Below are 12834 nucleotides of genomic sequence, written 5' to 3' on the forward strand. Positions count from 1 at the left end.
AGGGAACTTTTATTTGCCTTCGATTGTCTTATTGGAGAAGAGGTGGTTCATTGTGGAACGTCCATACTGGGTGTCGTTGACTTCGGGTTACGATCGCAACGAGGTTCTCACCGACCTGATGAGACAGTACGGCGATGACGTTTGGAACTTCGCTTTCTTTTTGACGCGACGCTTCGATGCAGCCGATGATATCTGTCAAGAGGTGTTTATTATGGCGTTTAAAGGGCTTTATTCATTCCGTGGAGAGAGCAGCGTGAAAAGCTGGCTGTTGACGATCGCTCGCAACAAATCGCTGAACTACTTGAAGAGCGCCTTTATCCGAAAAGTAACGTTGCTGGATAAGGTGATTCCAAGAGAGCGGGCGTCGCCTTCAGCAGAGGCTGTCATGTTCGACCGGCTGGAGTCCGCTGAGCTGTGGGATCATGTCATGCAATTGCCGCGCAAGCTCAAAGAAGTGATTATCCTTGACTATCATTACGGTATGGCGATCAAAGAAATAGCCGCGATGCTGCAGCTTTCCGAAGGCACCGTGAAATCACGCATGTTCCGTGCAAAGCAGCGGATGTCAGAACTTCTGAAGGAGGAGAGAGAGTATGGAATTTGAAAAACCAGACTGGGCCGCACACATGGAGGGATCCCCTTTTAACCGCTCCCATTTTACGCCTGAGCTTCAGCAGCGTATAACCCAAACGGTGAATTCAAAAAAACCGCCTCTGCCGCGCAAGGTTTGGGCGGTTTCCATGGCGGCTGTATCTCTTATTCTGATTATTGCCGCACTATCTTTGCCGGGAGGGCGGATTCCGTTTCTACCGTCTGGCGCAAGGCAGGCTGCGGATACGGAGGTTCGCCAACAATATACAGAGAACGGCCGGCAGCTGCTGGCTGTATTTCCCGATCCTAATCTGGAAGCCGGAAAGACGACCGGTTATCTGTTCCACTTCACGGCCTCATTTGAGGAATTTCGCGGCAGGCAGCTTTCAATAGAGGCTGAGCACCTCGACACAGGTTTAAAAGTAACGGTTCAGAAGCCTCTGAAGATAACAGAGCCTAGCAGCGGATATCCGGGGCTTGAGCGGTTTGTCGCTTTTGCCGGTCTGCCCATAAGCGGCAAATGGCGCTATGTCGTGCAGTTGGATGGCGAAGACTACGCTAATGTCGTGTTACAGGTTCGGGAGGCTTCGTGGGAACAGACGCCGGAGTTTAGGTCCGGAGTTTATTTGATGAGAGGCATAGAGAAAGAAGTCGGGTTTATCGATGCAGGTTTCATTGCAGGTAAAGTGAACAAATATATGTGGCATTTTTGGGGCAGCGAGGAAGAGCTTGAGGGCAAGTTTCAGGTTAAGGCAATTAAACAAGGAGACACGCGCATCATTAATGTATTCGAAGCTTCAAATCTCGGGGGGAAGAATAACGGTGCGGATGCTCATATTCCGTCCAGTATGTCGCTTCCTGAACCGGGACGGTGGCGGCTATTACCATATCTGGACGACAGATTACTGCCAAGCATCGTTGTGGAAGTTAAACAAACTCCGTAGTGTAAATATCGCTAAGCCGCTTGGCGGATGCGCTCCAGCTGAAATTCGCCAGGCAGTCTTCACGCGCTTGCTGCTTCAACTTGTTCCTTAAACGGCTGTCGTTCATCAACCGAACGATGGCGTCCGCAAAAGCTTTGGGGCGATGATAATGTTTGACGAGCAGCCCATTTCTGTTATGGCGAACGATTTCTTTAATCCCGCCGTTGCTTGATGCGATGACAGGCAAGCCTGAAGACATAGCTTCCACGTTCACCAGGCCGAATGCTTCATGTTTTTGTGAAGGGCAAACAAAGATATCCGCCCGTCGGAAAACCCGATGAATCCGGGTATGGGGCACGGCGCCTAAGAATCGCGCGTTCACTCGAAGCGATCGGGATAACGCCTTCAACTTGTTCGCATAACCGCTCCTGCTCGAGCCGCCGGCAATGACGACCTGAATCGGTCTGGAGGATACCCGACCCGCCAGCTTTGCGGCTTTCAATAACACCGGCACTCCTTTACGGGGAATTAATCGTCCCGCGAATAATACTCTGAAAGCTTTCGCTGCGCTGCGGCGGCGGGAAGGCCTGAATCTGCCGGTGTCTACACCGAGCCATACTTGCCGGATTCGTTCGGCTGCACCTGGGTAACGCGTAGAGAGCTGCGATTTTAATGATGAACTGTTCACGATGATCAGGTCTGCTAAGGCTAAATCTTTTGTCGCTGTTCGGCGTGTGCTGTACGGAGGGCTGACGAAAGTCAGGGAATGAAGGAACAAGGAGATAGGAGTATCAACAGCAGCACGTTTAATCGGTCCGACGAATCGGGGCCGGTTATCGATCTGGATCAAATCGAACTTTTTATTTTGCATAAAATTAATAACATGCTGCAAGTACTTCTTCGGTTGACCGGTCGGCACCCGGTGAATATGGACGCCGTCAATGACGGACTGACGTGGGTATCGGCTGTGAGCACGGCTGACGATCGTAACCTGATGAAGGCGAGCCAACTGTTTCGCGATCGCCAGAATGGAAATTTCCACTGAACCTCCAAGAACCGGGGGGACCGGGATTCGCTCAGGGGCAACGATGAGTATATGCAAGTGTAAGCACCCGCTTTCCGTGTGAGATTCACAAAACAGATTATGTGAAATCGGTGACGTTAGCGTTAGGCGGATGTCCTTCCACACAGGAAACAGTTATAATTTGCCGGTTAAATGCGAATCAATGAGCAGGCTGCAGCGATTGCGGGTATTAATACGTAATGTTGCTTAGAAGGAGGCCGCTCATGAAAATCGCATTTAATGAAGCTACAACGCTTGGAAATTCCACGCTTGAGAATGATCTTATCTATTGTCAGAAACACGGTTACGATTATATCGAAATCCGACATGACAAATTAAAAGAGTTTTTGACCCAGCATACCGTAAACGACTTGAAACGATTTTTCGAGCTGAACCGGATCAAGCCCTATGCCTTTAACGCGCTTGAAATCATAACGTTCCGTGATGAAGCGGGATTCCGCCGCATCGAGGATGATCTTCGTTTTCTCTGTGAAACCGGAAAAGAAATCGGATGCAGCAAGATCACCGTCCTTCCAACCTTCGGCATCGGGGATTACTCCCGGGAGGTGATCAAATCCGAGACGGTACGTGTCCTGCGACTGTTGTCGGATTTGGCTGAACCATACGGAGTAAGTCTCGCATTGGAATTCGCTGGTTATCCGAATTGCTCGGTCAACACATTCGGGCAGGCTTACGAAATCGTTCAAGCCGCGAACCGGGACAACGTTGGCATAGTCCTGGATTGCTTTCACTTTTATGCGATGAACTCCCAGATTGACGATGTAAGAAAAGCGGACCCTCGTAAAATTTTCGTAGTGCATATCAGTGACAGCGACGATGTCCCAGCTGCAGAGCTTCGCGACCATCATCGGGTGTGGCCGGGATTAGGGGTGATTGACCTGGATCTGATCCTAACCACATTAAAAGAGATCGGATATAACGAGATGGTTTCGGTGGAGCTGCTGCGCCCGGAGTATTGGGAATGGGATGCGGAGACGACAATCGAAACAGGGAAGCAGACGACGGAGAATGCCGTCCGCAGACATTTTCCTAACTAGAACGGAGCGTGTCCCGACATACAAAATCGAAAAAACCCACTTTTGACAATCTGTCAAAAGTGGGTTTAATATTGGATGGATTGATCACAGCTTGTCCATTAATTGATAACACGACGGGCAGTAACGTAAGTTCTGTCCCAGGCGCTGCCTTCAAAATTGGAAACCGTAACGCCGATTCCTTTTCTATAAGTATGAAGCAGTTTACCATTGCCCATATAAACGCTTACGTGATTGATCCTGCCGTCACGGTTCGTATCTGAGAAAACCAGATCTCCGGCTTGCAAGTTGTTCTTGGATACATACACGCCAACTTTGGATTGCTGTCTGGACGAACGGGGAATACTGATCCCATTCTGTTTAAAGATATATTGTGTGAATGAAGAGCAATCAAATGCGCTCGTTCTGCCGGATTTCGCTCCGAACACATATGGAACGCCGAGATAATTCATGCCTGTTTCGATAACGCGATCTGCAGTGGAACTCGAGCTGCGGACAGCGGCATTGGCCGGCTTGGCGTTAACGAACACGCTGCCGACGGTCATAAGCATAGCAAAGGTCAGTGTTGCGGCCAGCATCAATTTACTTATGCGATTCTTGGTTGTCATTCAATGATGTCCTCCCTGGTTGCGTGTTGGATAATCACGTAACCACCATAACATATTTAAAACTCACATAATTTACTAGAATAGCAAAAAAGCTATAGAAAATATAGGCTTTATTTCTTTTGTTATAAAATCATGAGAATATAATGAGAAAATTCTTATTGACTTTCAGCAGGGTTTGTTAAGGAGGTGCAGCTGTGTTTTGGAGAGTGATTTTTGCCCGTGCATTTATGGTCGCTTTCATTTGTGCGATCGGCTTTGCCGTAATTGCCGTCTTGATCGGGGAAAATAATATCGACTGGTTTGACAGCGCCGGGATTTCTATGATCAGGGGAATGGAATCCCCCGGTCTAACCGGAGTGATGAAGTTCTTCACTTTCATTGGGGCAGGACACCCGGTATCCATCATAACCGTTTTTATCGGATGTGCGCTCTATTTTCCTCTGAAATACCGGTGGGAGCTTGTCTTCTTCGTTGGTGTCGTCAGCGGCTCGGCACTTCTGAATGTCGTGCTTAAACTCCTGTTTCACCGTGCTCGGCCAACGTTAAATCGTATTGTCGAGGCGAATGGATTCAGCTATCCGAGCGGACATTCAATGGCGGCCTTCACTCTTTATGGGGTGCTTTGTTATTTATTGTGGAAAAATATTAAAAACGTCATCGGCCGCGTTGCATTGATCGCCGCCGCGTCGATAATCATTCTAACGATCGGAATCAGCCGCATTTATCTGGGTGTGCATTATCCCAGCGATGTGATTGGGGGATACTTAGCCAGCTGCGCTTGGCTGGCGGCGTGTATCGGATTTTTCGAGAATTTTCGAAAAAACCTGCCGTTTAGCGGACATTTAGTTCTACAGCAGAGGAGATTTGACGGGTACTCTTTTATGAAGTATATTTTCGAAAGAAATGAAGTTACTGAGATCGCAATTCTACTAGCCGAAGGGGTATCGTATGAACGTCAATTATCTTTTGATCCTTATCTTCATCATTATGATCATCGCTCTAGCCGCAACGTTCATGGTCGGCTTCTCACGCGAAAATAAACAGGAAAACCCCGATTACGAGAAGAAAACCGGCGCAAAATGGTTGAGACTGACGGCCATTTATGTGGCGACAATAGCGATTATTCTTATTGCATTCTTCGTCCTGTTGAAAAGATAATGACGTGGAGCCGCCTTTCCCGGACACTCAATGGGTAGGTGGCTTGTTTTTTAAGTACTTTCAGTGAAGGAGGCTGCCGCATGAACACAAGATACATAGCCGGATTGTCGCTCGCCGTAATGGCTTCCGGGTTTCTCATCACTTTGTTTCTCCCTCACAACAGCACATGGGTGTTCCTGCTGCAAGGAGGCTTTGAAGCCGGTCTGGTGGGTGGTATTGCCGACTGGTTTGCAGTAACCGCACTGTTCCGCCATCCTTTCGGCTTGCCGATTCCGCATACCTCTTTGCTGCTCAAGAATAGAGACAAAATCGTGAATTCACTCATCTCAGCTATGGAAAATGAACTTTTGAACAAGGAAAGCATTGAGAACAAAATAAAGAAATTGAACCTGTTTCGCCTTGTTTCCGCTGAGATTACGAAGCTGATCCGGCAGAAAAAGATCAGGACAAGCATTGTAGAACTGCTGATCCAAGCGATCACGCGGCTGCCTTTGGAGAAAGCCGTACCTCTCATTCAATCCGGCATCACCGCCTATATCAGGGAACTGGATATGAAGAACGGTGTAAATACCGTAATGACGAGGATGATGAACCAAGGCTACGATGAAAAGGCTCTTGATTACATTCTGCATGAGGCTGCCGACTGGTCGGCGCGTCCGGATACACGGATGCTGCTCGGGCGATTGGCAAGCGAAAAGCTGAATGAGCTGAGGGTGGGCGGCTTGATGGGATTCGCCTTTCAAGCTTTCATAGGCTTCATGAATGAAGAGAAATTGGGCGGTATACTGCAAAATCTGTTGGAATCCGGCATTAGAGATTTACTTGCAGAAGAAAATGCGTACCGGTCAACCATCATTCGTGAAATACGGGTACGGCTGTTCCTGTTGGCGGAAGATGACGAGCGGTTAGCCCGGCTTAAAGAGTTGATCGCAGACCAAATAGAAGGGGATAAGGGCCAGGCTTTCTTGCATTCCCGGATGGAGCATATTCGAGCATTTATTCTGTCGAAGCTGCAGGAAGATCAACAAAGAGGCGGGCGTGCGGTGTTTGCCGTCTACCGCTTCATTGTGCGCAAGTTGAATGAGCATCCCGAACAGGCAGCCGCCTGGGAAGATCGATTGACCGACTATGTGGTCCGGCTTGTCGAAGCGAACCATTACAGGATCGGTAAGCTGGTGAAAGAGAATTTGGAACAGATGGACGATGCAACCCTGGTACGTATGCTGGAAGAGAAGGTGGGAAAAGACCTCCAATGGATCCGTGTCAACGGCGCATTGTGCGGGTTTGCCGTCGGTATAGTGCTCTCTTTGATCCAACTGTAACATTCTGTCCGTAACGGTAATTCTGCTCTCCGATTATGATCGGAGGGCTTTTTTTTGTATACATGGGCAGGTGGACCAGGAACAAGAGCGGAGTTTTTTTTCATATGTTATCGAAAATTAGCTGGAGGTTAGAGAACATGGATGATTTCAAAAGGGATCTTCAAAATCTGGATGTGGGTGCTTATAATGCAGGTGAATTCACGCCTATAGCGGCAGCCCAAGGGCAATACGAAGGGGACGCTGCCCGGTTATGTATCGGCTTCTGCGCGGGATTCGGGTTTGGTGCTTGCGGGGGCTTCGGCGGGGGCTTCGGCGGCGGTTTTTTGCGGCGGCTTCAGATGCGGCGGTTTTGGTTCTGCGGCGGCTTCAGATGCGGGGTTTCTGCGGCGGCGGCGGTTTCTGCGGCGGTTTCAGATGCCATCAGTGCTTCCGTTGCGGCGGCCGCTGCTGGTAATGAGTTAATACCCGTTTCACAAAAGGGCAGCCGATATTCCCGGCTGCCCTTTGCGTCTTCAACGATGTTCAAATTTAACGGTGTCATGTGGGACAAGACGCGATACATATGTTTTAAAGTGGAAAAAATGTCGTTTCAATGAAAGAGGAGGTGTGAGATTGAACCCTTCCGCGCGACTGAAAGTGAAGTCGGATACGTTCTATCTCCCTGACACCGACGGGGGAGTTTATTTTCGGAACAATCTAGGTTCCTTCCGTATGGAAGGAACATCCATCGACCGGTGGATTGAAAAGCTGCTGCCTGCGTTCAATGGAGAGCATACGATGGACAACTTGACGGAGGGCCTTCCGGAGCCTTACAGCCGCCGGGTCTATGAAATCGCGGAAACTTTGCAGAAAAACGGCTTCGCCCGGGATGTCAGCGGGGACAGCCCTCATGAATTAACGGATGAGGTTGTTCGGAAGTTTTCTTCCCAAATGGAGTTTCTGGACAGCTTTACGGGCTCGGGAGCTTACCGTTTCCAGAAGTACCGCGAGGTTAAAGTGTTGGCTGCAGGCTGCGGCCCTATGTATGTCTCGCTTATTTCAGCGTTGTTGGAATCCGGGCTGCCTAACATTCATATGTGGATTACGGATACGACGCCGACTGATCGAACTAGGTTGGAAGAACTTGCTGCCTACGCCCGAAAAACCGATCCTGCCGTAGAGACGGTAGAGGTTGGCCGTTCTGAGGAAACGCCCTCTTCTTGGCACGAAATCGTTCGGCCCTATGATTGCATTTTATATGTGTCTACGCAGGGCGACAGTCTTGAACTCAAGGCCATTCATAACGCCTGCAGAGAGGAGAAAAAGATTTTTCTGCCTGCGCTGATTGTACGACAGGCAGGTATGGCCGGACCGTTGGTACATCCGGACTCCGACGGCTGCTGGGAGTCGGCTTGGCGCCGCGTGCATGAATCCGCCATCACCAAGGATCCGGAGTTACACACCTTCTCAGTGACCGCCGGCGCGCTGCTGTCGAACGTCATCGTGTTTGAGCTGTTTAAATCGATAACGGGAGTTACCGGATCCAAACCGGAGAATAGATGGTTCCTGCTTGATTTGGAAACGTTCGAAGGCGGCTGGCACTCATTCTACCCGCATCCGTTCGTAATCGGCCGGCCCAAGGCTCAAAGAATAAACGACTTTGATACGCTGCTTAATAAAGCTAAGGAGACAAAAGAAGCCGGCAGCCTGCTTTCATTCATTAACCGTTTGACATCGGCGCACACGGGGATTCTGCATCTCTGGGAGGAGGGCGATCTGCTGCAGCTTCCGTTGTCCCAATGCCGCGTTCAGGCTGCTGATCCTCTTTCGTTCGGTCCTGCAAAGCTGCTGCCTGAGATCATTAGTATGGGCCTCAATCATGAGGAAGCGAGGCGGAACGCAGGCTTATCCGGAATCGAGGCGTATTTGGCCCGGCTGGCCAGGGCGCCTGATTATGTTGGGGTCGGCACAGGGGAGACCGCCGCTGAAGGCATCTGCCGTGGAATTCATAAATGCTTGAACGAAGAGCTGCGCAATCGGGATGCGAGACTGACACCTGATGTCGTTGAAATGCCTATTGCAGCGATTGAAGATGAACGCTCCCGGTTTTATATTCGTGTTCTAACCACAATGCAAGGAGAACCTGTGATCGGACGGGGGCAGGATACAGCCGGATTTCCGGTGATGTGGGTCGGCACAAACGGCTCTTGGTACGGCAGCTCAGGATTGGAGACTGCCTTGGCATTGCGACATGCATTGGAGCAGGCACTCTTGAGAGCACAAAACCAAAACACGAAGCTGCCGCCGGTTCAAGGAGTGAAGGTTTCATCCGTGCGATTGCTCTCTGACAAGCCGGATCACCGGGTCATCAAGGAATATAAAGAGACATCACATGCGGATGTATTGTGTAACGCTCTGAATCGTTTGCAGCAGCACGGCAAAAAGATCCGTGTGTTCGACCTGACATGGGAAACTTGGTTAAAAGAAGAGCTGTCCGGCGGGTACGGCGTTTCGTTCGGCGAGGAGGTGTTCAATTGACCCGGCTCGTTGCGATCATCGGCGAAGGAGTTCTGGCGGACTATGTATTTCAACATTTAACAGATGAGCAATGGAGTGTTGTGCGTTACACCGATTTCCCTGATGAAACGATGCAGCGCGCGGTATTGGCAATAGTAGCGAGCGATGGCTGTCAGCCGTCCGTCGATGAGTCGGCGCAGCAATGGTCTGAGCGAACCGGCACTTCTTGGCTGCGCGGTTTTGCGTCGTTCGGCGAGGCTGTCATCGGTCCTCTTATTCGCCCCGGCCGTCCCGGCTGCGCGGAATGCGCTGATCTGCGCCGGATTATGACAGGCAGCGACCGCAGAGAGCATTGGCAGTTGAGAGAGCGGCAATCTTCACAATCGCACGTACCGCCGGATGCATGGGCTGCACGAAACGGCCTGTTTCAAGCTGCTTGCTTAATTGCCTCTGAGGCAAGACGTGTCATACAGGGACAGACCGCACAAACGGAAGATCACATCATTTTACTCAACCTGCAAAGCTTGAGCAGTTCCAGACATATGATCTTGCCCGAGCCGCTGTGCTCCGTATGCTCCCAGCTCCCGGACGATTCTGAAGAGACGGCGCGAATCTCGCTGCAGCCCAGCCCGAAGCTTTCCACAGGCAGTTACCGATGCCGTTCGACGGATGAGTTGAAGGATGTACTGATCAAGGATTATCTGGACCCTCGGACGGGCTTATTTAACGGTAAAATGCTCGACATGGTTTCGCCGTTTGCCGATGTACTCGTGAATATGCCTATGTTCGGAGGGGATGAGGGTACCGCAGGCCGCACTCAGTCTTATACCGACAGCGAATTAACTGCCATATTGGAGGGATTGGAAAGACGGTGCGGCATGATGCCTCGCGGCAAACGCACAGCCGTTCGCGACAGCTACCGTAACTTAGAACATCTTGCGTTGAATCCCCTGCATGCGGGCGTTCATGCGAAGGAGCACTATGAGCGGCCGGATTATCCGTTTCAACCGTTTCATCCCGACAGAACGATGAATTGGGTCTGGGGTCATTCCTTTTTGCATAATCGTCCGATCCTCGTTCCGGAGCTGTTGGCTTATTACAGTATGGGTCACGGGGATGGTTTCGTCTATGAGACTTCTAACGGATGCGCATTGGGCGGCAGTCTGGAGGAGGCGATATTTTACGGCATTCTAGAGGTCGTCGAGCGGGATTCGTTTCTGATGACTTGGTACGCGCAACTGCCGATTCCTCGTATGGATCTATATTCCATCGATGATCGGGAATATCGTTTGATGGTTGAGCGGCTGCAAGCGGTGACTAACTATGATTTGCATTTGTTCAATGCAACGATGGAGCATGGGATCCCAAGTGTGTGGGTACTCGCGAAGAATAGAACACGGCAAGGGATCAACCTGATGTGCGCAGCCGGCGCTCATCCGGATCCGGTCCGGGCTGTGAAAAGCGCCATCCAGGAAACGGCCGGAATGCTGGAGACGCTGAACGACAAATTTGAAAGCCATCGCGAGCACTACATGCGCATGCTTGACGATCCCTATCTGGTGCGGCAAATGGATGATCATTCGATGCTGTACGGCTTGCCGGAAGCGGAGGAGAGGCTGGCGTTTTTGTTAGAGGAAAATCGGCCTTTGCGTACGTTTAATGAGGAATTTGAGCGGAAGGAATGGCATGCGGATCTTACCGATGACCTTAAGGATCTGCTGACCGGTTTACACCGGTTCAACATGGATGTGATTGTTGTGGATCAGACGACTCCCGAAACGCTGAGAAACGGTCTTTATTGCGTCAAGGTACTCATTCCGGGGATGCTGCCGATGACGTTCGGACATCATCTTACCCGCCTGACCGGCTTGGAAAGGGTGTTGAAAGTGCCGATGAAGCTGGGATATGCAAGGCAGATCTTAACCGCTGAACAGCTCAATCCTTACCCGCATCCGTTTCCATAATCAGACACGGGAGGCATCAGCATGGATCTGGATACGTTTGTGCACCATTTACATTTTGACACCGACAAAGCGAAACCGATCGAGCATGAAGCGGATTGGAAGGATGCGCCGCTGCCTTACAAGCTTTACCGCCGTCTGCCCGTTTTCCCGCTTAAACTCGACGTGCCGCTCACGCTCGAGAATGACATGCCGATAACTCCCAACCTCGATCAGGCGGGCTATTTTCTTTGGTACGCGTACGGTTTGACTCAGGTCAGTCATTCCGTGTATGAAACGGACTTTTCCCCACATTCCGGAGACCCGTTGTTCATGAATAGGCGCGTCGTGTCTTCCGGCGGCGCGTTATATCCGAATGAATTGTACATTTATTTAAAACTGAATGATTTACCTGAAGGCGTCTACCATTACGATGTGCTGCATCACAGGCTGGTTCTGCTCAGGGAAGGGAATTATGATTCCTATTTGGAGCAGGCTGTGGGACACCGTTGTGATTTCACGAAATGCTTCGGCGCCGTATTGGTGACGACTATGTTTTGGAAAAACTTTTTTTAAATATCATAACTTCTCTTATCGGCTTCAGGGTTTGGATGCAGGGGTTCTGATGGGGCAGCTGCTGGAAACGGCCAAACGGTTCGGATATTCGGCGGCTGTTTACTTCCAGTATCTGGACAGGGCGGTAAACCATTTGCTCGGAGTGAAGGAGCAGGAGGAAAGCGTATATGCCGTCATTCCTCTGTCGGAGCAGCCTGCCGAAAATTGGTTTAAAAGCGGCAGCGAGCGGAATGTAATTGCTTCAGAGCTGCTGCGGGACCTGCCGGAGCTTCACCACGATCACTATTTGAAGTCCACCAAGATTATAGAGTACCCTTGGCTGATTCGAATGAACGCAGCTTCTATGATGGAAGCTTCCGTATCATTTCGGCACATAGAAACTGACCGTAAACCGCTGAATCCCGCAAGTTCATTTGATCTGCCAAAGGTAAAAAGGGCGGCTTATGATTTTGCCGTGACGAGCCGAAATCGGTATTCGCTGGAGACGGAATTTGTGCTGCGGGAAGTGAGCCTTGCGACGCTGGGTTCTTTGCTGCAGGAGGCGTCGTCTTCATTTCACTATGTAAACGACTTGGATGAAGGCCAGTGCGCCGCTGAGCGGCGCGTCTCGCTCTATGGATGTTTGTATCGTGTTGCAGACATCCCGGATGGCGCTTATCGTTACGATGCAGAATCCCATAGACTTCTATCGGTGAGGCCGGGGGATCTGCGCGGATGGGTCCAGCACGGCATGACCCTGCATAATGTGAATCTGTTTCAGGTCCCTCTGTGCATGCACGCAGCAGGTGATATTAAACATTTGCAGTTGGAGCTCGGCTACAGGGGATATCGGATCCAGCAGATGGAAACCGGAATGATGGTGCAGCGTCTTCTTCTGGCAGCGTCCGCACTCGGTATGGGCGGGCGTCCGCTGCTCGGCTTTGAGGCAAGTACTACAGATGAGATCTACAAGATGGGACCGCAAGGTCAAACTTGTCTCATACAAATACCTATCGGACCACACCGTTCCCGCTGCCGACTGGAAGGAAGCTTCCATCATTAAAATTTAAACATTGAAGAAACTCTGCGTTTCACTTTAACTCCAGTTAACAAATGAGAGATA

The 12834-nt window shown here is 50.5% G+C and carries 10 protein-coding genes and 1 pseudogene; 9 read left to right on the forward strand and 2 right to left on the reverse strand.

Features of this window, described 5'->3' with window-relative positions; genetic code table 11:
• The first annotated feature begins 52 nt into the window (after window positions 1-52).
• Together SD71_RS20875 and SD71_RS22685 are read left to right on the forward strand one after the other, a co-directional pair.
• Window positions 53-604 carry an RNA polymerase sigma factor gene (locus SD71_RS20875; protein WP_041067717.1) on the forward strand — a complete coding sequence of 184 codons (552 nt, stop codon included), beginning with the start codon at window positions 53-55 and terminating at the stop codon, window positions 602-604.
• Complete coding sequence (locus SD71_RS22685) at window positions 594-1535, forward strand: DUF4871 domain-containing protein (protein ID WP_052476486.1); 942 nt, start codon at window positions 594-596, stop codon at window positions 1533-1535. Before SD71_RS20875 ends, SD71_RS22685 begins: the two co-directional genes overlap by 11 nt.
• On the opposite strand, the gene SD71_RS20885 is transcribed toward SD71_RS22685, so the two are convergent.
• Entirely contained in the window at window positions 1519-2556 is a 1038-nt protein-coding gene (locus SD71_RS20885; RefSeq protein WP_235427277.1) for a glycosyltransferase family 4 protein, read from the reverse strand. The genes SD71_RS22685 and SD71_RS20885 overlap by 17 nt on opposite strands.
• Before the next feature lie 245 nt (window positions 2557-2801).
• On the opposite strand from SD71_RS20885, the gene SD71_RS20890 reads away from it, so the two are divergent.
• A complete protein-coding gene (locus SD71_RS20890; protein ID WP_041067721.1) occupies window positions 2802-3635 on the forward strand; it encodes a sugar phosphate isomerase/epimerase family protein in 834 nt (277 codons plus the stop codon).
• A 98-nt stretch (window positions 3636-3733) separates the two neighbouring features.
• On the opposite strand, the gene SD71_RS20895 is transcribed toward SD71_RS20890, so the two are convergent.
• Window positions 3734-4240 carry a C40 family peptidase gene (locus SD71_RS20895; protein ID WP_052476487.1) on the reverse strand — a complete coding sequence of 169 codons (507 nt, stop codon included), beginning with the start codon at window positions 4238-4240 and terminating at the stop codon, window positions 3734-3736.
• A gap of 194 nt (window positions 4241-4434) precedes the next feature.
• Here SD71_RS20895 and SD71_RS20900 point away from each other — a divergent pair, with 194 nt between their 5' ends.
• The 6 genes and pseudogenes from SD71_RS20900 to SD71_RS20925 all read left to right on the forward strand — a co-directional run bounded on the left by SD71_RS20900 (window position 4435) and on the right by SD71_RS20925 (window position 12774).
• Window positions 4435-5280: a phosphatase PAP2 family protein gene (locus SD71_RS20900; protein ID WP_235427280.1), complete on the forward strand. Its 846-nt coding sequence runs from the start codon at window positions 4435-4437 to the stop codon at window positions 5278-5280.
• 198 nt (window positions 5281-5478) lie between these two features.
• Window positions 5479-6720, forward strand: coding sequence for a DUF445 domain-containing protein (locus tag SD71_RS20905; protein ID WP_041067723.1), 1242 nt, complete (start codon window positions 5479-5481; stop codon window positions 6718-6720).
• A 137-nt stretch (window positions 6721-6857) separates the two neighbouring features.
• Window positions 6858-7316 (forward strand): hypothetical protein, encoded by a 459-nt coding sequence (locus SD71_RS22690; protein ID WP_052476488.1) that lies wholly within the window; start codon window positions 6858-6860, stop codon window positions 7314-7316.
• Window positions 7317-7326: 10 nt separating this feature from the next.
• Entirely contained in the window at window positions 7327-9237 is a 1911-nt protein-coding gene (locus tag SD71_RS20915; RefSeq protein WP_041067724.1) for a putative thiazole-containing bacteriocin maturation protein, read from the forward strand.
• Window positions 9234-11180: a TOMM precursor leader peptide-binding protein gene (locus SD71_RS20920; RefSeq protein WP_041067727.1), complete on the forward strand. Its 1947-nt coding sequence runs from the start codon at window positions 9234-9236 to the stop codon at window positions 11178-11180. Before SD71_RS20915 ends, SD71_RS20920 begins: the two co-directional genes overlap by 4 nt.
• Window positions 11181-11201: 21 nt before the next feature.
• Window positions 11202-12774 (forward strand): annotated as a pseudogene (locus SD71_RS20925) (SagB family peptide dehydrogenase).
• The last annotated feature ends 60 nt before the right edge of the window (window positions 12775-12834 follow it).

The organism is Cohnella kolymensis, assembly GCF_000829465.1.
In the GTDB taxonomy this organism is placed as follows: domain Bacteria; phylum Bacillota; class Bacilli; order Paenibacillales; family Paenibacillaceae; genus Cohnella; species Cohnella kolymensis.